The organism is Bradyrhizobium sp. KBS0727, from assembly GCF_005937885.2.
In the GTDB taxonomy this organism is placed as follows: Bacteria; Pseudomonadota; Alphaproteobacteria; order Rhizobiales; family Xanthobacteraceae; genus Bradyrhizobium.
Map to the genome: position 1 here is coordinate 7128457 of NZ_CP042176.1, position 24630 is coordinate 7153086.

Here is a 24630-nt window from a genome sequence, read left to right on the forward strand (position 1 = left end):
CCGGAATCTCGAGATTCCCCGGGGTGCAATTGCACCCCTGAGGTCTGGTGCTAACGCACCATCCCGGAATGACGGCCAAAAAAATCACTGCGTCTTCGCGACCCGTGGCGGCGCGGCCGACGTCACGAACGACGTCGCTTCCAGCATCGCAGGGCCCAGCGGCGTCGGGATGGTCATGCGGAACGGCACCAGGATGCGGGTGCCGGCGACGGGAACGAAGGCGACCTCCATGTTGCGCTGGTTGGCGAGCCATTTGATCACCGGGCGATCGGGGATGTAGCCCGCGACCGGCGTGAAATAGATCGCGCATACCACCGCGGGGCCGTGATAGCCGTGCTCGGCCTTCACGGTTTCCATCCGCTTGAAATCGAGCTTGAGGTCGTAGCGCAGGCGGCCGTCGAACACGCCGGTGCCGGTGCGGCAGGCATCGGGCGACAGCACCTCGCCGGTGCCGGGCACGCGGATCATCGAGCCGGTCATGGGATCGAGCACGTTCTTGCGCTGCGCGTCGGTGACAACGATGCGGTCGGCATCGACCGGCGGCACTGGATCGATCGAAAACTCCTTCACCCCGCCATTGGCCAGGATCAGGCGGATGGTTTCGGATTTCTTTTGGGTCGTGGTGGTCGCCACATAGGACGCGGCGACCAGCGCGCCGTTGACGACCCGGCCCTGGCTGGCGCCGGAACCTGAGCCGCCGGAAAACGCCTTCAACAGCCCGGCGCTGCCGCCTTGTGCGGAGGCCGAATACACGTCGTCGCCGATTTCGATGGTCCAGGCCCCCTTGCCGACCGGAATGCCGGATAGCGAGGCCTCATAATGGGCATCCACCCGCCCCTGTGCTGCGGCCATCTGCGGCGCAGCCAGGAGCCAAACCCCGGCGCAAAGGCTGAAAAACAGCCCCAAACGGGACGCCAAAAGGGAGGCCAAAAGGGCGGCAATGGCACGGGATCGGATCACGAACGGCGGGTTCCAGGGTTGGCTGTGCGGCAAGGTTATCTAAGCAGAAATATCCGGCAAACAACGCGAATTTCGCGAAAAGCTGGCCTCATCAAGCCCCCGGCGGGACATAAAACTCCCGGCCGGACCATCGGGGGATACGGTCTTTATGATGCGGCGGGGAATGCGCCGTTTATATGGTAGATTACGCCGCTGGAACCGCCGATAAACCGGTCTGCTCCGCGCATTTCCCGGCCGTTAAAACCTTGACGGTTCGGACCATCAGCCCTATAGGTCCGCGGTTCCTGGAAATGGACGCGATTTTGGACCCCCGCGCGGCGCTTAGGGTGCGCTGCCCGATGGCGGGGATGGAAGAGGATTTTGCGATGTCCCGTAAGTGCGAATTGACCGCCAAGGGCCCCCAGGTGGGCCACAAGGTGAGCCACTCGAACATCAAGACCAAGCGCCGGTTCCTGCCGAACCTGGTCAACGTCACCTTCATCTCGGACGCGCTCGGCCGCAACGTGCGCCTGCGGGTGTCGACCAACGCGCTGAAGAGCGTCGACCACAATGGCGGCCTCGATGCCTTCCTGCAGAAGGCCCGCGCCACCAACCTCTCGCCCCGTGCGCTCGACCTGAAGCGCGCGATCGAGAAGAAGGTCGGCAAGCCGGTGTTCGTGAAGAAGGAAGTGAAGAAGGCGAGCTAAGGCGTAGCTGCACTTCACTGGCGGATTAGAGTTTTGAAGCGGCCGGGTCGAAAGACCCGGCCGTTTTTGTTTTGGGCCATACGACTTAAGGCTCGTGCATCCATCCTTGCTCACGTCCTGCGGTTGCGCTTGTATGCCCGTGGGTCTGGGGAGGCTCCTAACATGCGTAATCTTGGAATCGTGGTGCTTTGCGCCGCGTTGGGCGGCTGCGTCTCGACCAACGAAACCATTTCATTTCGAACGACTAATCCACAGCAAAGCCTGACGTCGCACTTCCGAAATCGAGTCAGGATCGATTTGAAGCTCTCTTCAAGATCATCAACGAGAAGTTTCGAAAGGCAAAGCCGAAGCATTAGTTTCCATCGCCAGTAGCGCCGCCTATTCTCCCTGTCTCTGAGAGGAGAGCATGCCGTAGATGCTTGGCAGGTAGCGGCGGTACTGGTCGACCAGCCATCCGTCACGCGCACGGATTAGGGGCGCTGCTTCCAAGTTGAACTCAACAAATCCCCCAAACTGCAATATGCTCGCGGAGGTAGCATCGAGGTCGCCCCCATGAAAAACATCATCATCCTCTGCGACGGCACCGGCAACGAGATCTCCGAGAACATTTCCAATGTCCTCAAGTTCTATCGCTGCCTGCGCAAGACAGACAAAACCAGTCCGCGGCAGATGGTGTTTTACGATCCCGGCGTCGGCACGCTGGCGCGGCCGAACCCGTGGCGCAAGCTGGCGCAGGATTTCACCGCCATCCTCGGGCTCGCCACCGGCTATGGCCTCGATGACAAGGTGCTGCAGTCCTACCTGTTCCTGGTCCGGCATTACGAGCCCGGCGACCAGATCTATTTGTTCGGCTTTTCGCGCGGCGCCTACACCGTGCGGGTGCTGGCGGGGCTGATCCACAAGGTCGGTCTGATCTCGCCGGAGCAGTCCAATCTCGCCGGCAGCGGCCTCACCGCCTACAAGCAGCTTTCCAGCGGCGGCCAAAATGAGCTGGCGCAGCTCACCGATGCCGGCGATGCCGATGGACCGCTGGCGGCCTCGAAGGACGACCAGGCCGCGCAGTTCGCGCGCATCACCTCGGCGACGTGGCCGCTGATCCGTTTCGTCGGCGTCTGGGATACGGTCGCGAGCGTGATCGTGCCGCGGCCCGACCGGCTGTACTGGCCGAGCCTGGAAGAACTCGCCTACACGCTGCACAATCCGAGCGTACAGACGTTCCGGCAGGCGATCTCGATCGACGAGCGGCGCTGCATGTTCCGCCTGAAGAAATGGGACGACCCGCAAATCTTCAAGCACAACCGCTTCAACGACGCGCATGCCGAGCCGCAGGATATCCGGCAGGTCTGGTTCGCCGGCGTGCATTCGGATATCGGCGGCGGCTATCCTGAAGTCGAATCGGGGCTATCGAAATATCCGCTGCTCTGGATGATCGCAGAAGCCGAGAAATGCGGGCTCACGGTCAACCCGCGTACCGTCAACCAGCTCGCCTGGGGCATTCAGCGCAAGAGCAGCCCGTTCTCCTACGTCGCGCCTGATACCAACGCCACGCTGCATCAGTCGCTACACGGCGCGTGGTGGCTGCTGGAATTTTTGCCGAAGCGCGCGAGCTACCAGGAATGGCCGGACCGCCAAACGCATTTCGGCTTCTACATCCCCGACGGCGAGCCGCGCCCGATTCCGGAAGGCGCGCTGGTCCATGAGTCGGTGACCAAGCGGATGGACGCGATCAGGGCGTATCGTCCGGTCAACCTGCCGACGCGGTTCGAGACCGTGCCGATGCCGGTGCCGCCGGTGCATGCCAGCGCCGACGATGGGGCGGAGGCGGAAGAGGCGTGATCTTCGTTCCCTCCCCCCTTGTGGGGGAGGGTTAGGGAGGGGGTGGCGGCAACGGTGGTGCGCGTGGCTTACCCCTCTCCCCAGCCCTCCCCCACAAGGGGGGAGGGAGCCGACCTTTCGAATCGAGAGAGTTCGGACTTCACCTCGCCTGCATGCGGAGGAGACTTCGCGCCATCTCACAAGGGGGACCCCACGGAAGCGCTGTGCCGCACAGTCCCACTGAACGTGATGCCACCTCACACAAAAGCGCCATTTCTGTTGCTCTGCGGGCACGATGGCCGGGAATAGCGCCGCCGCGATGGAACCCGACATGGCTTGCAACGACAACCTGTGGTTCCCTTGCGGTATTGTTTCCAAATATTGCCAGCCAAAGAATTGGAATGCCGATGAGAATGCAAAGCGCGCCGCACCAACACGGCGCATCGCCGATGACCCGCCACCCAGGCTGGCGCCGGCTGTTTCTCACCGGCGCTTCACTCATGGTGTTGAGCGACGCCGCCATGGCCGCGGATCTTCCGATCGCGAAAGCGCCACCGCCGGCGATCGCCGCTTCATGGGCCGGATTCTATCTCGGCGTGCATGGCGGCTATGGCTGGAAGCAGGACGACTTCTCGCAGTCCGAGGCGTTCCGGTTGCAAAGAGCGCAGTCCATCAACGGCGTCCGGTCGCAGGGCGCGGTCTATGGCGGCCAGGCCGGCTACAACTGGCAATTCGGCCGCGCTGTCACCGGCCTCGAGATCGATTTCAGCGCCACCGGCATCAAGGGCAGCAACGGCGTCACCGAGACCAACCCGTTCGGCAATGGAACGTTCACCACCAGCCTCTCGCTAGGCGAACGCGTCCAATATCTCGGCACGACGCGCGCACGGCTCGGTTGGTTGCCGACCGACAATGTTCTGCTCTACGGCACCGCCGGCCTCGCCTGGGAGCGGCTCGACGTCACATCGACCGCATCGCAGATCGCGACGCCGGGACCGACTACGCAAACCATCAACCAGCGCGCGCCCACCGACAAGTTCGGCTGGGTCGCGGGCGTCGGCGCCGAAGTGATGCTCGGCAGCCCGAACTGGATCGGCCGCCTCGAATATCTGCATTACGATCTCGGCCAGGTGGCGACGGCATCCCTGAATATCCAGGCCGGCGGCTTCCGCGATGTCTCCACCGCCGGCTCGCAGCATATCGATGTCGTTCGCGCCGGCATTTCCTACAAGTTCGGCGAGACCGCGAAATTTGCCAGCGTACCCTATGCCAAGGCGCCCGCGATGGCCGCGCCGCTTGCCACCTGGGCCGGCTTCTATGCCGGCGCGCATGGCGGCTATGGCTGGGGCGAGAATCCCTATTCGTTGCCGGGCGCGCTCACGATGATCAGCCCCACCGGCGCGATCGGCGGGACCAGGCCGACGGGCTGGGTGGCCGGCGGGCAGTTCGGTCACAACTGGCAGTATGATCGTGTCGTTGCCGGCCTCGAAGCCGATCTCAGCGCCGCCGATCTCAAGGGCGCGTCGAACACCCTCACCAGCACCGGGGGTGGCGGCAGCATCAGTCTCGGTTTCGATGACAAAGTGAAATATCTCGGCACCGCGCGCGGCCGCCTCGGCTACACGGTCACGCCGAACTGGCTGCTCTATGGCACCGCCGGCCTTGCATGGGAGCGTTTCGAGCGCACCGCGACCTTCGCGCAGACCGCGCCGGCCGGCTCCACCATCACGCGAAGCCTGTCGCCGAGCGACCGGTTCGGCTGGGTCGCCGGCGTCGGCGGCGAAGTCATGCTCGGCAGCCCGAACTGGATCGCGCGCCTCGAATATCTGCATTACGACTTCGGGCGCATCAACGGCGACGGCAGCTTCTTCTCCGATCAGCCGGGAAACACCGTCAGCGCCGGCATCACGGCGGGACACCAGACCATCGACCTCGTGCGCGCCGGCGTCTCCTACAAGTTCGGTCCGGACGCAGCCCCGCTCGCGGCGGCTTCCCCGGCCTACGCCAAGGCGCCGCGCATGCCGGCGCCGCTGCAAAGCTGGGCCGGCTTCTACATCGGCGCCCATGCCGGCTATGGCTGGAAGCAGAACGATTTCTCGACCGTCTTCTTCCTCAACACGTCCGACGGCGGCATCCATTCCCAGGGCTGGCTCGCCGGCGGCCAGGCCGGTTACAACTGGCAATACGGCAATGTCGTTGCCGGCCTCGAACTCGACGGCACGGCAACCGGCATCAGGGGCAGTTCAATTCCGGTGACGGCCTCAACCGAAACCGAAACGCTGTCCGACAACGTGAAGTATCTCGGCACCGCGCGCGGCCGCCTCGGCTACACGGTCACGCCGAACTGGCTGCTCTACGGCACCGGCGGTCTGGCCTGGGAGCACGGCTTGCGGAAGATCACCGACATATCGGTGTTCCCGGGCGTCGGCGTCCAGACCGGCATCGGCGAATCGCCGCGCGATCTGTTCGGCTGGGTCGCCGGCGTCGGTGTCGAAACCTTCCTCGGAAGTTCGAACTGGATCGCGCGGCTCGAATATCTGCACTACGATTTCGGCGGCGTCGAAGCCACCAACACCACGGTATCGACAGTCGCGGGCGTGGCCTCCAGCGCCGACAAGTCCGGCCGCCAGACCATCGACACCGTCCGCGCCGGCGTCTCCTACAAGTTCACGCCGTAGCGCCAGTCTGTCTCTCTGCGCTGAAATGGCCGGGTCGAAAGATCCGGCCATTTCTTCTTCTCCCTCCTCCGCTCGTTGAGCTACGGCGCACGAGTCGCTTGCGTCCGCAACAACAAGATTCATTCGACGCCCTGCGACAAATCAACCCGACGGGCAAATCAGTCCGGCACGCAAAAAACTGTCCAGCCCTTCGCGCAAAAATATTTCGCTAGGGCCGTCGGGCAAATCAGGTGTTCAACTCCCGCCATCCTGTCCCACTGGAGGGGCGTAAGCCATCGTCGCAGACGTTGGGGCGGGGAGCGGTGGACGCGAAGGCTGCGACTGACGAGCGCAGCAGATGCGTACGGCGAAATCGTTTGGGTCCGACGCCCCGGTGCTGGCGTCAAGTTGGCGGAGGCGAAAGCTGAAGCTGATGATGGTGGCAAGAAAGCCGGTCACCAGGACGAAATCGTATAAGCCGTAAAGCCATTGCGCAGGGAAGGCCGGAGGCTCTCCGCTGAACCTGTATGCTCGTGTGCAGTATTTTTCGCACAATCGCACGCGAGACCGCGGGTGCAGCGCGCATCCGGTCTTCCCTGCGCCCTCTGATTTCCGGGGGCAAGGTTTCCAGCAAAACTCCGGGCGCATCGCGCCGCGAGAAGGCGAAGTCGTATTCGAGATTCGTAGGATGGGTGGAGCGAAGCGATACCCATCGCCTCACAGGCAGTGTTGATGGGTATCGCTTCGCTCCACCCATCCTACAGCATCGGGCCACAGGATCGCGTACTACCCCACGTGCTTCGCCAACCGCCCCGCCTCGATCGCATCGATCTGCGCCGCGATATAGCGGCTATAGATGCGGGCCTGCGAGTACGCGCCGCCGACGAACCACAGCCCCGGCTGTGGCGTGCGGGTCCACATGTTGCGCAATTCCGAGCTCACTTCGTCAAAGCCCCAGACTCGGCCGACACGTTTCGCGATACTCTCGCCGAACAACTGTTGCAGCAGGTGATCGGGGCCCTTGTAGCCGGTGGCGAGCACGAACAATTCGCACGTGAGGCGCGTGCCGTCCCTGAAGGCGATGGCATCGCGCTCATAGCCGGCGATGTCGGCGGCCTGGACCAGCCTGATCCTGCCGTCGGCGATCAGTTCGGAGGCGCCAACGTTGAAATAATAGCCGCCGCCACGGGTGCGGAATTTCAGCGGCCAGCCGGTGCCGTCCTCGCCGAATTCGAGGCGGAAGCCGGCGCGCTCCAGCCGCGACAGCAGCGGCGCGTCGATCTTCTTCACTTCATCCGTGATCAGTCTGTGCGCGAGCTTCATGACCGGCAGCGGCACGCCGGAATTCAGGATGTCACGGACCGCGATCGGCGGGCCGTCGCCGAGATAGGTCTTGTCGTAAAGCTGCGCCGGCTCGACATTGACCACCATGGTCGGGCTTCGCTGCACCATGGTCACACGAGCGCCCGCGGCCTGCAGTTCCTGGCAGATGTCATGCGCGCTGGTGCCGGTGCCGAACACGGCAACCGAGCGGCCGGACCACTGCTTGCCGGCGGCGAAACGGCTGGAATGCAGCACGGGGCCCTTGAAATTCTCGATGCCTTCGATCTCAGGGATATTCGGCGTGCCGCTGACGCTGGTCGCGAGCACGATATGTTTGGGACGAAGCGTGCGCGCTGCGCCGTCGCGGATCAGCCGCGCGGTCCAGCGCTGCGATGCTTCGTCATAGTCGGCGCCGTCGAAGTTGGTGCGGGTCCAGAAGTCGACCTCCAGGATGTCGACATAGCTTTCCAGCCAGTTCGCGATCTTGTCCTTCGGGATGTAGTCCGGAAAGGTCGACGGGAACGGCAAATAGCGCAGGTGATTGACCGGCGTCTTGTTGTGCAGCTTCAGCCCGCGATAGCGCAGGCGCCAGTTGTCGCCGATGCGTTGCTCGCGGTCGATCACCAGCGCGGAGAGGCCGATGCGATTCAGCTCGACGGCGACCGAAATGCCGGCATGGCCGCCGCCGACGATCAATACGTCGGGATCGGAAGTCTCGTAAGCCGCGGAGGCCTGCCGCTGCTCGAGCCAGTCGGGCGCGGCGAAATCGCGGGTATGGGACCCGGCGGACGCGCGGGCCCGGTCGGCGCAGATGGCGTCGAAATCGAGCGAGGTGGAAAAGGTCCAAGCCTTGGCGCTGCCGTCCGGTTGCCGCACGAGCCGGACCGCGCCATAGCCCGGCCCGTTGGCCGTCTCGAAGGCGAACACGGCCTCGATCACGTCGCGGCCGGCGACCACGGCGTGGCGCGGCGCCAGGGCTGCCGTATCGACCCGGAAGCCGCCGGCGCGAACCTCGGCCGCCCGCGCCAGCAATTGCTCGACTACCACAGCGTTGCCGCTGAAGGTCGCAAAGTACCAGGAGATGCCGAACAGATTGCGCCAATGGCTGTCGCTCTCGAAAAGTTCCGACAGCGCGGCCGCCTGCCCGCCCGCAAGCGCTGCGTTCAGCGCTTCGACCCAGCGCTCCGTCGTTTCGCAGGCGGCTTGCTCGGCGGACGGGCCCGGTCTGTCCAGCATGGCGGTATCTCGCTGATTTCTCGTTGTTATCGCCCATCTGACCGCAGGATCCCCCGCGGCACAACTGCTGTTATGCCGCTGCAAGGCGGCATGCGCCGGGCGCGGGGACGGCCGCAAATTTTACCGAACATTCAGCCTTTCCCCATACCGTTGACCGTCAGCCAGAATTGGCTCCCGAAACGCTCAGGACGAGCGATGTTAGAACAATCCATCGCCGACGAAGTCGAGGCCGCAATCGCGGCCGGTTCGGCGGAGAGGCATCTCGAAACCCTCAGGCGTGTAACGGACCTGTTTCTGTTGTCCGCCGACGGCTATAGCGGCGAACAGATCGAACTGTTCGGCGACGTGCTCGAACGCCTGATCAAGACCATCGAGATCCGGGCGCTTGCCGACGTCAGCGCCCGCATTGCGCTGGCCGAAACCAGCACGCAGCTCGCTTCCGTCAAGCAGGCGCCGCCCGCGGTCGTTCGCCGGCTGGCGCGGCACGACGAGATTTCGGTGGCGGGGCCGGTGCTGACCGAATCGGCGCGGCTGACGCCGGAGGACCTGGTCGAGCTGGCGCAAACCAAGGGCGAGCAGCATCTGCTTGCGATCTCCGGCCGCTGGTGGCTGACCGAAGTCGTCACCGACGCATTGCTGGCCCGCCATTATCCCTCCGTCAGCCGGCGTGTCGTCAACAATCCCGGCGCGCGGGTCTCGGCGGAAGGATTTGCCATCGTCTTGCGGCAGGCCGAATCCGATCCCGAGCTCGCGGTCCAGACCGGCATCCGGATCGACCTGCCTTCCGACCTGCGGCAGAAATTATTGCACAATGCCACCGAAGCCGTGCGGTCGCGGCTATTGTCGCGCGCGCCGCCGCATCTGTTCGAGGAAATCCGCAGCGCCATCACGGCGGCCTCCGAAGGCGCCGGTCGCGAAATGGCCAAGGCGCGCGATTTCGCCGCCGCGCGGCGCTATGTGGCTTCGCTCGGCAAGAGCGGCCATCTCAACGAGGCGGCGTTGTTGAGTTTTGCCAGGCAGCGAAAATACGAGGAAACCGTCGCAGCGATCGCGCTGATGTCGCGGTCGGACCTCGAGGTTATCAGGCCGCTGATGCAGAGCCTACGCGACGACGGCGTGCTGATTCCGTGCCGGGTCGCCGGGCTTACCTGGGACACCGTCGCGGCCGTGCTCAACAGCCGCTTTACGTCCGGCTCGATGGGCCCGCACGAACTCGCCAAGGCCAGGGACGCGTATGTCAAACTGACGCTGGAGAACGCACAGCGTATGCTGAGATTCTGGCAGGTGCGCGCGATCGACGCGCCGCTGAAGGTGAGTTGAGGGGAAAAAGACGCTACCTCGTCCCGAACGTCGTCGGGCCGAACAGCGCCTTCTGCGTCGAGGGTTGCGAGCGCCAGTATTGCGGCGGCGCATCGACCTGGCCGCCGAGTTCGGCGGCGGCGTGCCAGCCCCAGCGCGGATCGTAGAGCATGGCCCGCGCCAGCGCGACCATGTCGGCCTTGCCCGACGCCACGATCTCTTCGGCGTGTCTGGCATCCGAGATCAACCCGACCGCCATGGTGGTGAGGCCGGTGGCTTCCTTGATCGCCTGCGCGAACGGGACCTGATAGCCGGGGCCGAGCGGAATCTTCTGCAATGGCGAGACGCCACCCGACGACGCATCGATCCAGTCGACGCCGCGCTTCTTCAGCTCATTCGCAAACGCGATGGTCTGCCTCAGGTCCCAACCGCCGTCGACCCAGTCGGTCGAGGAGACCCGCATTCCCACTGGCTTGTCGGCGGGGAACGCCGCACGCACTGCATCGAATACCTCCAGCGGATAGCGCATGCGGTTTTCGAGCGATTCGCCGTATTGATCCGTTCGCTGGTTTGCGATCGGCGACAGGAATTGATGCAGCAGGTAACCGTGTGCGCCGTGGAGTTCGATGGCATCGATCCCGAGCCGCTCGGCGCGTTTCGTTGCCGACACGAACGCATCCCGGATACGCGCGAGCCCTGCCGTATCGAGCGCCAGGGGTGCTGCCTCCCCCTGCTTGTGCGGAATGGCGGAGGGGCCGACCGGCTGCCAGCCGCCTTCGGCGAGCGGAATCAATTGGCCGCCATCCCAGGGGGTGTGGCTTGAACCCTTGCGGCCGGCATGGGCGAGTTGCATCGCGACCGCTGCCTTGGACCGTTTGCGCACGGAGGCCAGGATCGGCTTCAGCGCGGCTTCGGTGGCATCGTTCCAAAGCCCAAGACAGCCGGGCGTGATCCGCCCGATCGCTTCCACGTGAGTGGCCTCGATGCAGAACATCGCGGCGCCCGAGAGCGCCAGCGAATTGATATGCGTGAAGTGCCAGTCATTGGCTTCGCCGTCGACGGCTGAATACTGGCACATCGGCGATACCACGATGCGGTTGGGAAGCGTCAGGCCGCGCAGCTTGATCGGGGAAAACAGGGCGCTCATGTCGGGATATCCGGACGGGAGGAAAACGGTCGCCTCCTGTGTAGCGAGACGCTCCGCCCGCCTCAACCGCCAGCCCTGCAACCCTCCTCCGTCTGAAACACCCCGAACCAGATCGTGCTGTCAGCGTCCTTCAACCTGATCCTCCCATAAAGTTCGAGCTCCACCACATGCCGTTCGCTGCGGTAGAGAGCGCGAGCATGGCTGGGAGGCGCTCTACTCCACCAACGTGAACTGGAGCAGTAAATTGCGCTGGATCATCGAAAAGTTGTCGTCGGAGACCAGGGTCAGGACCGTTTCGCCGTCCGGCGTGACGTGGGCGTCGATGCCTTCCATGTTGTCGATTTCGTTGCCGAGGTCGGCATTGAAGATCGCGGGCCCATCGATGACCGCGCCGGGGGCGACGGACGCAAGCACGATGCGCCGGATCCGGATGCCGATGCCGCCCAGCAGCGAGAATTTGCGTTCCAGCAGCAGCAGATCGCCTGACGGCAGCAGCACCGCGTCGCTGATGTCGAAATTGTCGGTGCGGCGGACAGTGAACTGGCCTGGTGTCTTGCCGCCGATCAGGAAGGCGAGGATGTTGCCCTGCGCATCCAGGCCGCGTTCGGAGATCGCGAGCAACGTTCCCGCCAGCGCAAATCCCTTCGGCACCATCACCAGCGCCTCAAGTCCCCTGTTGAAAGGCAGCTTGCGCGCGGCCGGCGGCAACGGCACCACCTCGCCCAGCGCGCGGGTAAAGCCCTTGGCAAAATCGAACCGGAGCAGCTGATTGACGCGCTCCAGCCCGACATAGACGATCGATCCGTCGAGCGCGATCGACTCGCTGTCGAACCAGCCGCGCGAGGTAATCGGCTTGCCGTCGGGGCCGAGCATCGGCGACGCCTCGACATCGTCGAGCCCGGTCATCTCGCGGCCCTTGTAGACGATCCGGCCGGTAAACCAGCTTCCCTTGTCGCTGATGGCGATGAAGCGTTCACCCTTGGCATCCAGCCGCAGACCGGACAATCCGCCGAAGCCGCGAAATCTTGAAGTGAGGATCAACCCGCTGCGATATTCCAGCGAACCGAACCGCATATGCGAGCGGTCGCGGGTGTCGAACCACGGCAGCGGCCGCGCATTGACCTCGATCGAGACCGGCGCCGTGAGCGAGAATTCGTCCGGGGTTGCCGGCTTCGGCGGCGGCTGAACGGCGGTCTGCGCCCGTGCGAGGCCGGGCACAGCGCTCACCGAAAGCCCCGCCGCTGAGTATTTCAGGAAGCGGCGGCGACTGACGAGGTCGTGCATCTCACGAGTGCAGTCTGCGCGGCCGGCGGCTCGTGGTGGGCGCGGCGCCTGAGGTCTCGCTGAACAATTCGGCGAGCTTTTCGGTGATCGCGCCGCCGAGTTCCTCGGCATCGACGATGGTGACGGCGCGGCGATAATAGCGCGTGACGTCGTGACCGATGCCGATCGCGATCAATTCGACCGGCGAACGGGTCTCGATTTCCTCGATGATGTGGCGCAGATGGCGCTCGAGATAATTGCCGGGATTGACCGACAGCGTGGAATCGTCGACCGGCGCGCCGTCCGAAATCATCATCAGGATCTTGCGCTGCTCGGCGCGGCCGAGCAGGCGCTTGTGCGCCCAGTCCAGCGCCTCGCCGTCGATGTTTTCCTTCAACAGCCCCTCGCGCATCATCAAGCCCAAATTCTTGCGCGCACGACGCCACGGTGCATCCGCCGACTTGTAGATGATGTGCCTGAGATCGTTGAGCCGGCCGGGGTTGGCCGGCTTGCCGGCGGCCAGCCACGCCTCGCGCGACTGCCCGCCCTTCCAGGCGCGGGTGGTGAAGCCGAGAATCTCGACCTTGACGCCGCAACGCTCCAGCGTGCGCGCCAGGATGTCGGCACAGGTCGCCGCCACCGTAATCGGGCGGCCGCGCATCGAACCGGAATTATCCAAGAGCAGCGTCACCACGGTGTCGCGGAAGGTCGCTTCCTTCTCGTGCATGAAGGACAGCGGGTGATAGGGATCGGTGACCACGCGCGACAGCCGCGCCGGATCGAGGATGCCTTCCTCGAGATCGAACTCCCAGGCGCGATTCTGCTGCGCCATCAGGCGGCGCTGCAGCCGGTTGGCCAGGCGCGCCACGATCCCCTGTAGGTGCGCAAGCTGTTTATCGAGGTAAGAGCGCAGCCGTTCCAGTTCGTCATGGTCGCAGAGATCTTCGGCGGCGATCACCTCGTCGAACTTCGGCGCGAAGGCGTGATATTCCGGCCCGCGCGGTTCGTTGGCGCCGCGCGTATTCGGCCGCGTCGCCTCGCCCGGCGTCTCGTCGTCGCCGAGTTCGCCGTCGTCGAAGGTGTCGCTGGTGGAGGCCTGCGCGCTCTCCATTGCGCTCTCCGACATTTCGTCGGTCGAGGCCTGGGCCTGGTCGGCGCTCATTTCCTGCGCGGCGTCAGAGTCGGGCGAACCTTCGGCGCCGGACTGATCGTTCTCGCCATCCTGATTCTCGTCCTGGTTCTCGTCGTCATCGGCGTCGGCATTGCGGTCGTCGCCGAGATCCAGCGCTGACAACAGATCGTGCACGAGATCGCCGAATTTGGCCTGGTCCTCGGTGACGCGGCTCAACCGGTCGAGCCGCGTGCCGATCTTGTCTTCCAGCGCCGGCCGCCAGAGATCGACCATCTTCTTGGCAGCCGCGGGCGGCGCCAGTCCGGTCAGACGCTCGCGCACCAGCATCGCCAGCGCATCCGACAGCGGCGCGTCGGCGCGGTCGGTGATCTCGTCATACTTGCCGCGATGGAAATGATCGTCGAGCATCGCGGTGAGATTCTTCGCAACCCCCGCCATCCGCCGCGAGCCGATGGCCTCGACACGGGCCTGTTCGACCGCCTCGAACACGCCGCGCGCCTGCGGGTTACCCGGCATCAGCTTGCGATGCACCTTGGGATCGTGACAGGCGAGTTTCAGCGCGATCGAATCGGCATGGCCGCGAACGATCGCCGCGTCCCGCCTGGTCATCTTGCGGGCCGGCTCCGGCAGCCGCGCCTTACCCGGCGCGAGGCCCGGGCGTTCGGCCGCGAATGTCACTTCCAGTTCCGGCGCTTTCGCAATCGCGCGCAGGCACGACGTCACCGCGCGCTTGAACGGCTCGGTCGGCGCTTCCTTCGGCCCAGTGCGGAATTTGGAATTCGACGTCGTCATCCTGGCCCTATTTCCGTCGTCCCCGCCTGATGCGCGATTGCGCATCTTGGGGCGGGGACCCATAACCACCGGCAGTCATCGTCTCCAGAACCCTCGCTCCGTCACCTAACTGAGGCGTCACGGAGTATGGGTCCCCGCGTTCGCGGGGACGACAATTACGAGAGTGCGACGTTGACGGAGGACTCCGCCAGTTCCTGGTTGAAGCAGCGCTGATAGAATTCAGCCACCAGCGGCCGTTCCAGTTCGTCGCATTTGTTGAGGAAGGTAACGCGGAACGCGAAGCCGATGTCGGAGAAGATGTCGGCGTTTTCCGCCCAGGTGATCACGGTACGCGGGCTCATCACCGTCGACAGGTCGCCATTGGCGAACGCGTTGCGGGTCAGATCGGCGAGCCGCACCATCTTGTTGACGATGTCACGGCCTTCCTGCGTGCGGTAGTGCTTTGCTTTCGCCAGCACGATCTCGACTTCCTCGTCATGCGCCAGGTAGTTCAGCGTGGTGACGATCGACCAGCGGTCCATCTGGCCCTGGTTGATCTGCTGGGTGCCGTGATAGAGGCCCGAGGTGTCGCCGAGGCCGACCGTGTTGGCGGTCGAGAACAGGCGGAACGCCGGGTGCGGCTTGATCACCTTGTTCTGATCGAGCAGCGTCAGGCGGCCGGAGACTTCCAGCACGCGCTGGATCACGAACATCACGTCGGGGCGGCCGGCATCATACTCGTCGAACACCAGCGCGATGTTGTGCTGCAGCGCCCAAGGCAGAATGCCGTCACGGAATTCCGTGACCTGCTTGCCGTCGCGCACCACGATCGAGTCCTTGCCGACCAGATCGATACGGCTGATGTGGCTGTCGAGATTGACGCGCACGCACGGCCAGTTCAGCCTCGCTGCGACCTGTTCGATATGGGTCGACTTGCCGGTGCCGTGATAGCCGGTCACCATGACGCGGCGGTTGTGGGCGAAGCCGGCGAGGACCGCGAGCGTGGTGGCACGGTCGAATCGGTAATCCGAATCGACTTCCGGCACGTGCGGGTCGACTTCGGCATAGGCCGGCACTTCGAGATCGCTATCGATTCCGAACACCTGCCGGACCGACACCTTCATATCGGGCAATCCGATGGGCTCCGTAACTTTGGTCATGGCGGCGGTCGTCATCAATCCTCCGAGGTCCCGGGTTTTTCCCGAAACCAGATTTGCTGAATGGCTGCGGATGGGGTCTGCCACAAACCTAGCAGAGAGCAAGGGCCGGCAGAAGCCCGCGGCGCAATCAAAGTTCCGTTGCTTTATCATTGAGATAGGTGATGTGTCAGGTTTTTGGAGGGCTGCCCTGCGAATCACGCCGCACTTTCGTCATCCGGACCGCCGGCCACCCCGATCTCGAGCGCCGCGGGCACTTTCAACCCCAGTCCGGAGTTGTTAGCTCTGGATTCCGGTTAGAGCGTTTTCCAGCGAAGTGGAAACCGGTTCGCGTCAAGAAAACGCGTCAAATCAAGAATCTAGAGCCCCGTTCCGATTTCATCGGAACGGAAACGGCTCTAGCCCCACCGAAACAGGAACTTTGTGACCTCATTCCTTGATCCCCTGATCGCGTTCGTTTCGGCGCATGCCTGGCTGGCCTATCTGACGCTATTTCTGGCTGCCCTGCTGGAAGCGGTGCCGGTGGTCGGCGCGCTGGTGCCGGGTTCGACCATCATTCTGGCCCTGAGCGCGCTGGTGCCGGGCGGGGAACTGAACCTTTGGGGCGTGCTGGCGTCGGCAATTGCCGGCGCCGTACTCGGCGACGGCACGGCCTACATGGCCGGCCATCGCTCGCAACGCGAAATCCTCAACGTCTGGCCGCTGACGAATTATCCGGGCGTGGTGGCGCAGAGCGAGGCCTTTTTCCATCGCTGGGGGCCGCTGGCGGTGTTCTTTGCCCGCTTCGTGCCGCCGATCCGCGCCTTCGTGCCGATCACCGCGGGCGCGCTCGGGATGCCGCCGATGAAATTCTATAGCGTTAACATTCCCGCGATCCTGGTCTGGTCACTGGTCCATGTCCTGCCAGGCGTGCTGGCGATCACCGCGCTGCACGAATACGCCGGCCTGCCGCACCATCAGGGCGTCGGCAAGCACCTGTGGATGCTGGCCGTCCTCGGCGGCGCGCTGGTCGTTGCCCTTGGCGTCTGGACCATCCGGCGCCGCCACGGCGGCGGCATCATCGAGCCGGCGAAAAAGTAATCAGAGAAAAAATAGTCAGGCCGCACCTCGTCCCGGCGCCGGACCGATATAGCGGGCGCGCGGCCGGATCAGCCTTCCGTGCTGCAATTGCTCGGAGGCATGCGCGATCCAGCCGACCGTGCGGGCCATCGAAAACAGCACCAGTTCATGGCCGGGCGGCAGGCCGAGCGTGTGGATCAGCACCGCGAGCGCATAGTCGATATTGACGAACTCGCCGGTGGCCTCCGCGATCCGTTCCGGAATTTCATGGGTGAATTTGCGATCCGCACCCGCGCGCGCCAACGCCTCCAGCAAGGCCTTCGCACGCGGATCGCCGTGCTTGTAGACGCCATGGCCGAAGCCCGCGAAACGCTCGCCGAGCGCGACGCGCTCGCGGATCACGGGCGCAACCTCGCCAGCCGCCAGCGTCTTCAGGAGCTGCGCCGCCAATACGCCGGCGCCGCCATGTTTCGGGCCCTTCAGCGCGACGAGGCCGGCAATGATCGCATCATAAAGGTTCAATCCGGTCGATGCCGCGCAGCGCACCGTGAAGGTCGAGGCATTGAGTTCGTGATCGGCCAGCAGCACCAAAGCGCGGCGGATCAGATCGGCGGCGTGCTTATGGTCCGGCGCCCAGACCTGCGCGATCTGCAGATGCAGCGGTTTCGGCGATGATTTCGCGTTCAGCATGGTGGCGACCACGAGCCGCATGATGCGGCCACCGACCATCGCGCGGCCCTCGGGCGCGCGGGTAAAGGCGCGCGGATCGGCAGCGGCCGCCAGCGCCAGTACCGCGATGGCCCGATCGATCGCATTGGCGCCGCGCGCGGCTTCAGCCACCGCGCGCATCGCGTCCGACACGACCGGGCAATTGTCCTGCTCGAACGGATCGGCGCCGGTGACATCCCACAACAGCGTCGCGGCATGCTCCAGCGTGTCGCGCTCGGCGAGATCGACGCAATTGACGCCGCGATAGATCGGGCCGTCCTCGGTGATGGTCGCCACCGCCGAATCCAGCACCGGCAGATCAGCGTCGAAACTTCTTAAACCGCGCGGCTCCGGCGACGGCGTGCGCCGCTCCTTCAAGCTGCGGACATCCTCGGCGCGGTAGCGGTGGCTGCGCGAGTCCTGCGACGGCTCCGAGCGGATCAGCCCGCGGCTGACATAGGCGTAGAGCGTCGCCTGCGAGATCGCGAGCTCGGCGGAGGCCTCACGGGCCGAAAGGTAGAGGCCGGCGGATTTTTTCATATTGATTTACATAATCAAGATTGATCAATCTGTCGAGCAGGTCGACCTTTGGAACAGCAAAAGGAGACCTGCGATGAACATCCAACTGTCCAAGACCCCGATCGGACTCGACGGCATCGCCGCCGCCGAAACCGTGCTCAGCCATGTCGATGGCGAACGCGGCGAACTGATCATTGCCGGCGAGCGCATCGGCGACCTCGCCCGCAAGACCGGTTTCGAGGGCGTCACCGCGCGGCTATGGAGCGGCGGAACCGGCCAGCCGATCGGCGAGGCCGCGGTGCGCGCGGCCTTGGGCGCGGGGCGGGAGCGCGCCTTCGCGCGGCTGCCGGATCTGCTCGGCATTGCCCGCGGGCTGTCGGTTGTCGACGGATTCCGGGCGGCGATCGCCGGCCTGCGCGCGGAGGCGGGGCTGGCGCATGAGGCCACCATCGTCGGCGCGTTTCCGGTGATCGCGGGCGCGCTGGTGCAGCGCTCAAAAGGCAACGATCCCGTTGCGCCCGATCCCAATGCCAGCCATGCCGCCGACACGCTGTCGATGATGCTGGGCCGCAAGCCCGACGCACGTGAGGTGGCGGCGCTCGACGCCTACCTCGTCACGGTGTGCGATCACGGCATGAACGCGTCGACGTTTACGACCCGCGTCGTGGCCTCGACGCAGGCCGACCTGTTCGCCGCCGTCACCGCCGGTTATTGCGCGCTGACCGGGCCGCTGCATGGCGGCGCGCCGGAACCGGTGCTGGAGATGCTGGATGCGATCGGATCGGCTGAGCGGATCCAGCCCTGGGTCGACAGTGCGCTCGCGCGCGGCGAACGGCTGATGGGATTTGGCCACCGCGTCTATCGCGTCCGCGATCCGCGCGCCGACGTGCTGAAAGGTGCGATCGAACGGCTCGCCGGCGGCGGCACCGATTTGCCGTTCGCGGGCGAGGTCGAGGCCTATATCCGCGGCGCGCTGCGGCGGAAAAATCCGGAACGTCCGCTCGACACCAATGTGGAGTTCTTCACCGCGATCCTGCTCGACGCGCTGAAAATCCCGCGGCAGGCGTTTACGCCGATCTTTGCGGTGGCGCGCGCCGCCGGCTGGACCGCGCATGCCCGCGAACAGCAGCGCGGCGGCCGGCTGATCCGGCCGAGCTCGGCCTATATCGGGCCGATGCCGGAGTGAGGCGAGGACGCAATGAGATTGGGGTCTTGCGGATTCGACCCTCATGGTGAGGAGCGCGTCTTCGCGCATCTCCGGACGATGCTTCGCTTCGCCGGGCGAACCATGAGGCCCCAATGCTCGGCCATCCTTCGAGACGCGGCCTAACGGCCGCTCCTCAGGATGAGGAGCGCTACGCGCCGCGTACCACGGTCTTCAGGTAATTATACGCCTTGATGATCTCGATCAGGCGATCCTCGGTGGAGCGGTCGCCGCCATTGGCGTCGGGATGGTGCTGCTTCACCAGCGCCTTGTACTTCGCCTTGACGTCTTCCAGCGTCGCTTCCGCTGACAGACCCATCACCTGCAGCGCCTTGCGCTCGGCGTTCATGATCTTGCGAGTCTCGGCCTTGGCCTCGCCGCCCGGACCCGGCCGCCAGCGGCCGCGACCGTTGAGCTCGGAGAACATGCTGAACGGATCGGACGCGCCGTCGATTTCCTCGGCGGCAAGCTTGCCCTTCTTGCCGGCGGTGTTGGCGCCCATTTTCCAGGTCGGGCGATGGCCGGTCAGCGCATCCTTCTGGTAGCGCGCGACGGCGTCGGCATTCATGCCCTGGAAGAAATTGTAGTTCTGATTGTATTCGCGGACGTGATTGAGACAGAAGTGGAAGTACTCGCGCGAGTTCTCGCGGCCCTTCGGCGCGCGGTGCGGGCCCTTGTTCGGGCAGCCCGCCCACTCGCACATGGCGGCTTCCTCGCGCGCCTGCGCCTGCTGCTTCGCACTTACCTTGTTGGGCTTGATGCGAATGGAATCGAAGAATTTGGATGAATCAATCGGCATGGCTGACTTTGACTACGCAATGCCCGTGGCTTCAAGTCTTGACATTGCGAATACCTCTCTCTCGATACGCCCATTGACGGAAGACGGCCGCAGACGTATCTGCCGCAATCATGAGCACCAGGGACACTATCATAAACAAGTTGCGTGAAGCTTTCGTGCCGGAAAGCCTCGACGTTGCGGATGAATCACATCTGCATGAGGGCCACGCCGGGCACAGGCCGGGCGGCGAGACGCATTTCAGGGTTTATATCGTGTCTCCGGCCTTCGAAGGGAAGAGCCGGGTCGAACGTCACCGCATGGTGAATACGACGCTGGAGACGGAACTCAAAGGCTCCGTCCACGCGCTGGCGATCAAAGCGCAGGCGCCAGGCGAAAAACAGGGCTAAAAGCCGCAGCACCGACGCGCCGGGCGCTGCGGCAGCACCACCCGCGGGCCGGCTAAAACGCCGTCCCCGCCCGTTTCGGCTTCTTCTCCTCGGGCCCGGCCTCGCGTGGCACCTGGACGATGCGCAGTGCGGTGATGCGGTTGCGCTCGCGGCGCAGCACGCGGAAGCGGAACCCGTGGAAGGTAAAACTCTGGCCGCGGTCGGGGATCGAACGCGCCTCGTGGATCACGAGGCCTGCGACCGTCGTCGCCTCTTCGTCGGGCAGATGCCAGTCCATCGCGCGGTTGAGATCGCGGATCGGCACCGAGCCGTCGACCACCACGGAACCGTCGGGCTGGGCGCGGACGCCGGCCACCACCACGTCGTGCTCGTCGGAGATGTCGCCGACGATCTCTTCCAGAATGTCTTCCAGCGTCACCATGCCTTCGACTTCGCCATACTCGTCGACGACGAGCGCGAAGTGGGTCTTGCGGCGGCGGAACGCCTTGAGCTGCTCCGAGAGCGGCCGCATCTCCGGCACGAACCACGGCGGCAGCGCGATCGACGCGACGTCGATGCGGGCGGTGTCGCCGTCGGAAGCGCGGATCGCGCGCAGCAGATCCTTGGCATGCAGCACGCCGACGATGTTCTCCGGCTTGTCACGCCACAGCGGAATGCGGGTGTATTCGGTCGCCAGCACCTCGCGCACCAGATCTTCCGGCGGCAGGTCGGCGTTGATCATCACCATTTCGGTGCGATGAACCATGACGTCGGAGACCTGCAGCTCGCGCAGATCCAGCAGGCCGCCGAACATGTCGCGGTCCTGCTTTTCGACCTTGCCCTCATGGTGCAGCAGGTCGACCGCGCCGCGCAGACGCTCGGTCGGTGACAGGATCGGCTGGTTGGCGCCGATCTTGATGCCCAGCATTTTCATCAGCACGACGACGATCGCCTCGATCACCGTGAGCAGCGGACCGAGCACATAGACCACCAGCTTCATCGGACGGGCAACCAGCAGCGACACCCGGTCCGGCGCGTTGATCGCAATGGTCTTCGGCAATACCTCCGCGAAAATCACGACCAACACCGTCATGACGCCGGTCGCATAGAGCACGCCGACCTCACCGAACCACGCGGTGAAGATACCGGTCGCCAGCGCGGAAGCGCCGATATTGGCGATGTTGTTGCCGAGCAGCAGCGCGCCGATCATGCGCTCGCGCATCGCAAACAGGCTGGACACCACGCCGGCTTCGCGGCTGCCCTGCTTGGAAAGCCGCAACATGCTGGCGCGCGAGGCGCCGGTCAGCGCGGTCTCGCTCGCCGAGAAAAAGGCGGAGACCAGAAGACAGCCAATGACGATCGAGAAGGTAAACCAGTCCAATTTATTTCATCCGGACGGAGTTAAGCGACAGCGCTCACGCTTTGGCCAGTTTGGCCTGCAAAAAATCACGCACCAGGGACGGCTCGACGTCGTTGGCGATCACGGCGCGGCCGACCGCCTCGAGCAGGATGAAGGTCAGCTTGCCGCGCTTGACCTTCTTGTCCTGCGCCATCAGCGCCATCAGCGCATCGGCATCGGCCAGCCCCTCCTGGGCGAAGCCTGCGATATCCTGCAGATGGGTCGGCAGACCGACCGAAGCAAGGTGGCGCTCGACGCGGGCCGCATCCTGTTCGGAGATCATGCCGAGCTTTGCGGAAAACTCCGCTGCCAGCACCATGCCGACGGAAACGCCTTCGCCGTGGAACAGGCGATCGGAGAAACCGGTCGCCGCTTCCAGCGCATGGCCGAAGGTGTGGCCGAGGTTGAGCAGCGCGCGCTCGCCGGTCTCACGCTCGTCGCGCGACACGATCGCCGCCTTGGCCCGGCACGACGTCGCGATCGCGTGTTCGCGCGCCGCGCCGCCGGAAAAGATATCGGCATGGTTGGCCTCGAGCCAGGCGAAGAACGCCTCGTCGCCGAGCGCGCCGTATTTGGCGACTTCGGCATAGCCGGCGCGGAACTGGCGCGGCGACAGCGTGTCGAGCACCGACGTGTCGGCGATGACCAGTACCGGCTGGTGAAACGCGCCGAGCAGGTTCTTGCCCTGCGGCGAATTGATGCCGGTCTTGCCGCCGACGGAGGAATCCACCTGCGCCAGCAGCGAGGTCGGTACCTGCACGAAATCGACGCCGCGGCGCAGGATCGCTGCCGCGAAGCCGGCGAGATCGCCGACGACGCCGCCGCCGAGCGCAATGACCAGATCGTTGCGCTCGATCTTGGCCGCGATCAGCGCCTCGCTGACCTTTTCCAGACCCGAATAGGTTTTCGACCCCTCACCTTCCGCGACGACGATGCGCGAGGTCGGGATGCCGGCAGCGGCGAGCGAACTTTCGGTTGGCTCCAGCCAGTGTTTGGCGACGGTACGATCGGTGACGATGGCGGTCCGCACGCCCGGCCGCAGCGCGGCGACGCGCGCGCCCAGCGACGGCAGCACGTCCCGGCCGATGACGATGTCATAGGCGCGGTCGCCGAGGGCGACGTCGACCGTGATATCGGCGGAATGTTTCAGTGGCGCGGTCATTTTGGTATCAGGGTCATGGCGTAACGTTCATCCCGTCGTTGCTTGCTGAACTGCCGCAGCGCCGCCACCCAGCCGGGCGCGCAAGGCATCGATACACTCGTCGACGATCCGGTCGTGCGGCACGTCGCGCGACCAGATCGTCAGATCCGCGGTCTGATAGACCGGCTCGCGCGCTTCAAGCAGACGGCTAACGGTCGCAGCCGGATCCTCGGTCTGCAGCAGCGGCCGGTCGGCGCGGCGCTTGACGCGCTTCATGATGACGTCGGCATCCGCCTTGAGCCAGATCGAGACCGCCTTGGCGCGAACGAGGTTGCGGGTTTCCTCCCGCATGAAGGCGCCGCCGCCGGTCGCAATCACCGCCGGTCCGTTGTCGAGCAACCGCGCGATCACCCGCGCCTCGCCGTCACGGAAATACGGCTCGCCATGGGCCGCGAAGATTTCCGGGATCGTCATGCTCGCCGCCGCCTCGATCTCGATATCGGCGTCGAGAAACGGCAACCGCAGCCGCGCCGCCAGCCGGCGGCCGATGGTGGATTTGCCGGCCCCCATCATGCCGACCAGCACGATCGAGCGCATTCCCAGCGCCGAAGTGATTTCGGCCTCCTGGGGGGTGCTCGCGGGTACCGGTACGGCCGTCTCGGACATCAAAAAACTCGGTTGTCGGCGGATTTTGTCCGCTCCGGGGCAACCTATACTACCCCCGCCGATCCCGTTGCCAGAGACTCTTGCAACCAAGCGGGGAACATGTAGGTACTCCGGTTCGGCCACCCCCGATGATTTCAATGGTTAATTCGCTGCCTGAGGCGCCCTGATGCCCAGTCTGTTCCGCTTTCTGATGGTCGTCGGCGTCATCGCCGGGGTGATCTATGGCGCTATTTTCGCGCTGGCGAATTTCGTCAACCCGAAGCCGCGGGAAATGACCGTGACCATCCAGGCAGACAAGTTCCTCAAGAAATAGGCGCTACGGTTTGAGGATGCGGAACCCGTCCAAGACCTCCGATGCCAAACTCATCAACCTGTTCCTCGACATGCTCGCGGCGGAACAGGGGGCGGGCGACAACACGCTCGATGCCTACCGCCGCGACCTCACCGATTTCTCCGAATTCCTCGGCCGCAGCAGCCAGAGCTTTGCCGGCGCGGAAACCGAGGCCTTGCGGAACTACCTCGCCGATCTTGATGTCAGAGGCTTCAAGTCATCCAGCGTGGCGCGGCGGCTGTCGGCGATGCGGCATCTGTTCCGGTTCCTGCTGAACGAGCGGATCCGAAGCGACGATCCCGCGGCGATCCTGTCGGGCCCGAAGCGCGGCCGCGGCCTGCCCAAGGTGCTGTCGATATCGGACGTCGACCGCATGTTGACGCGGGCCAAGGAACTGGCGGAGCAGGACGCCTCGCCGCAGCAGCGGCTGCGCGCGCTGCGGCTGCATTGCCTGCTGGAGGTGCTCTACGCCACCGGCCTGCGTGTCTCCGAACTGGTGGCGCTGCCGCTCTCGGCCTCGCGCCGCGATGCCCGCATGATCGTGGTGCGCGGCAAGGGCAACAAGGAACGGCTGGTGCCGCTGAACGACGCCTCGCGGCAGGCGATGGCCGATTATCTCGCCGCCATGGAGGTGCTGAAGGGCGAGAAGAAGAAAAACACCGCCGCCTCGAAATGGCTGTTTCCCTCCTTCGGCGAGAGCGGACATCTGACGCGGCAGCATTTCGCGCGCGACCTGAAAGAACTGGCGGCGGTCTCTGGCCTCGCGCCGCGGCTGGTGTCGCCGCACGTGCTGCGCCACGCCTTTGCCAGCCACCTGCTGCACAACGGCGCCGACCTGCGCATCGTGCAGACGCTGCTCGGCCACACCGATATCTCGACGACACAGATCTACACCCATGTGGTCGAGGAGCGGCTGAAAAGCCTGGTCCGCGACCTGCATCCGCTGGCGGAGAAGTAGACTTCGCCATGTTGTTTTTTGACGCGTTTTCTTCA

Annotated in this window: 21 protein-coding genes; 9 read left to right on the top strand and 12 right to left on the bottom strand. The window is 64.7% G+C overall.

What is annotated here, in order from left to right:
- Positions 1-84: 84 nt before the first annotated feature.
- The gene (locus FFI89_RS33345; RefSeq protein WP_138831681.1) at positions 85-852 is read right to left on the bottom strand and encodes a DUF3108 domain-containing protein; all 768 of its coding nucleotides are present in this window, start codon (positions 850-852) and stop codon (positions 85-87) included.
- A gap of 473 nt (positions 853-1325) precedes the next feature.
- Between FFI89_RS33345 and rpmB the strand changes: the two genes are divergently transcribed.
- The 3 genes from rpmB (at position 1326) to FFI89_RS33360 (ending at position 6139) form a co-directional block, all read left to right on the top strand.
- Positions 1326-1646 carry a 50S ribosomal protein L28 gene (gene rpmB / locus FFI89_RS33350; RefSeq protein ID WP_138831682.1) on the top strand — a complete coding sequence of 107 codons (321 nt, stop codon included), beginning with the start codon at positions 1326-1328 and terminating at the stop codon, positions 1644-1646.
- A gap of 552 nt (positions 1647-2198) precedes the next feature.
- Complete coding sequence (locus FFI89_RS33355) at positions 2199-3482, top strand: DUF2235 domain-containing protein (protein WP_138831683.1); 1284 nt, start codon at positions 2199-2201, stop codon at positions 3480-3482.
- Positions 3483-3910: 428 nt separating this feature from the next.
- The gene (locus FFI89_RS33360) at positions 3911-6139 is read left to right on the top strand and encodes an outer membrane protein (RefSeq protein ID WP_168213129.1); all 2229 of its coding nucleotides are present in this window, start codon (positions 3911-3913) and stop codon (positions 6137-6139) included.
- Positions 6140-6904: 765 nt separating this feature from the next.
- On the opposite strand, the gene FFI89_RS33365 is transcribed toward FFI89_RS33360, so the two are convergent.
- Positions 6905-8677, bottom strand: coding sequence for an NAD(P)/FAD-dependent oxidoreductase (locus tag FFI89_RS33365; protein ID WP_138831685.1), 1773 nt, complete (start codon positions 8675-8677; stop codon positions 6905-6907).
- A 195-nt stretch (positions 8678-8872) separates the two neighbouring features.
- Between FFI89_RS33365 and FFI89_RS33370 the strand changes: the two genes are divergently transcribed.
- Positions 8873-9997 (top strand): DUF2336 domain-containing protein, encoded by a 1125-nt coding sequence (locus FFI89_RS33370; protein WP_138831686.1) that lies wholly within the window; start codon positions 8873-8875, stop codon positions 9995-9997.
- 13 nt (positions 9998-10010) lie between these two features.
- Here the strand turns inward: FFI89_RS33370 and FFI89_RS33375 are convergent, their stop codons facing one another.
- The 5 genes from FFI89_RS33375 to cobS form a co-directional block, all read right to left on the bottom strand.
- On the bottom strand, positions 10011-11123 hold the full coding sequence (locus tag FFI89_RS33375) for an NADH:flavin oxidoreductase/NADH oxidase (protein WP_138831687.1): 1113 nt from the start codon (positions 11121-11123) through the stop codon (positions 10011-10013).
- Between the two features lie 62 nt (positions 11124-11185).
- Positions 11186-11290 carry a hypothetical protein gene (locus FFI89_RS35485; protein ID WP_371722238.1) on the bottom strand — a complete coding sequence of 35 codons (105 nt, stop codon included), beginning with the start codon at positions 11288-11290 and terminating at the stop codon, positions 11186-11188.
- Positions 11291-11336: 46 nt separating this feature from the next.
- A complete protein-coding gene (locus FFI89_RS33380; protein ID WP_138831688.1) occupies positions 11337-12407 on the bottom strand; it encodes an esterase-like activity of phytase family protein in 1071 nt (356 codons plus the stop codon).
- A gap of 1 nt (position 12408) precedes the next feature.
- The gene (gene cobT / locus FFI89_RS33385) at positions 12409-14310 is read right to left on the bottom strand and encodes a cobaltochelatase subunit CobT (RefSeq protein WP_138831689.1); all 1902 of its coding nucleotides are present in this window, start codon (positions 14308-14310) and stop codon (positions 12409-12411) included.
- 155 nt (positions 14311-14465) lie between these two features.
- The gene (gene cobS / locus FFI89_RS33390) at positions 14466-15464 is read right to left on the bottom strand and encodes a cobaltochelatase subunit CobS (protein WP_138831690.1); all 999 of its coding nucleotides are present in this window, start codon (positions 15462-15464) and stop codon (positions 14466-14468) included.
- A 405-nt stretch (positions 15465-15869) separates the two neighbouring features.
- On the opposite strand from cobS, the gene FFI89_RS33395 reads away from it, so the two are divergent.
- Positions 15870-16526: a DedA family protein gene (locus FFI89_RS33395; protein WP_138831691.1), complete on the top strand. Its 657-nt coding sequence runs from the start codon at positions 15870-15872 to the stop codon at positions 16524-16526.
- Between the two features lie 15 nt (positions 16527-16541).
- Here FFI89_RS33395 and FFI89_RS33400 read toward each other — a convergent pair whose 3' ends face one another.
- Positions 16542-17753: a citrate synthase family protein gene (locus tag FFI89_RS33400; protein ID WP_138831692.1), complete on the bottom strand. Its 1212-nt coding sequence runs from the start codon at positions 17751-17753 to the stop codon at positions 16542-16544.
- 73 nt (positions 17754-17826) lie between these two features.
- On the opposite strand from FFI89_RS33400, the gene FFI89_RS33405 reads away from it, so the two are divergent.
- Positions 17827-18918, top strand: coding sequence for a citrate synthase/methylcitrate synthase (locus tag FFI89_RS33405; protein WP_138831693.1), 1092 nt, complete (start codon positions 17827-17829; stop codon positions 18916-18918).
- Positions 18919-19087: 169 nt separating this feature from the next.
- Here the strand turns inward: FFI89_RS33405 and FFI89_RS33410 are convergent, their stop codons facing one another.
- Positions 19088-19735, bottom strand: a complete 648-nt coding sequence (locus FFI89_RS33410; protein WP_138831694.1) for a J domain-containing protein — start codon at positions 19733-19735, stop codon at positions 19088-19090.
- Positions 19736-19845: 110 nt separating this feature from the next.
- On the opposite strand from FFI89_RS33410, the gene FFI89_RS33415 reads away from it, so the two are divergent.
- A complete protein-coding gene (locus FFI89_RS33415; protein ID WP_138831695.1) occupies positions 19846-20121 on the top strand; it encodes a BolA family transcriptional regulator in 276 nt (91 codons plus the stop codon).
- Between the two features lie 52 nt (positions 20122-20173).
- Here FFI89_RS33415 and FFI89_RS33420 read toward each other — a convergent pair whose 3' ends face one another.
- The 3 genes from FFI89_RS33420 to FFI89_RS33430 are packed head-to-tail and all read right to left on the bottom strand — an operon-like array spanning position 20174 to position 23306.
- Entirely contained in the window at positions 20174-21481 is a 1308-nt protein-coding gene (locus tag FFI89_RS33420) for an HlyC/CorC family transporter (RefSeq protein ID WP_138831696.1), read from the bottom strand.
- Between the two features lie 34 nt (positions 21482-21515).
- Positions 21516-22661, bottom strand: coding sequence for a 3-dehydroquinate synthase (gene aroB / locus FFI89_RS33425; RefSeq protein ID WP_138831697.1), 1146 nt, complete (start codon positions 22659-22661; stop codon positions 21516-21518).
- A gap of 27 nt (positions 22662-22688) precedes the next feature.
- Positions 22689-23306, bottom strand: a complete 618-nt coding sequence (locus FFI89_RS33430) for a shikimate kinase (protein ID WP_138831698.1) — start codon at positions 23304-23306, stop codon at positions 22689-22691.
- A gap of 166 nt (positions 23307-23472) precedes the next feature.
- Here FFI89_RS33430 and FFI89_RS33435 point away from each other — a divergent pair, with 166 nt between their 5' ends.
- Both FFI89_RS33435 and xerD read left to right on the top strand, forming a co-directional pair.
- On the top strand, positions 23473-23619 hold the full coding sequence (locus FFI89_RS33435) for a histidine kinase (RefSeq protein ID WP_138831699.1): 147 nt from the start codon (positions 23473-23475) through the stop codon (positions 23617-23619).
- Between the two features lie 16 nt (positions 23620-23635).
- Positions 23636-24595 (top strand): site-specific tyrosine recombinase XerD, encoded by a 960-nt coding sequence (gene xerD, locus FFI89_RS33440; RefSeq protein WP_138831700.1) that lies wholly within the window; start codon positions 23636-23638, stop codon positions 24593-24595.
- Positions 24596-24630 lie beyond the last annotated feature (35 nt).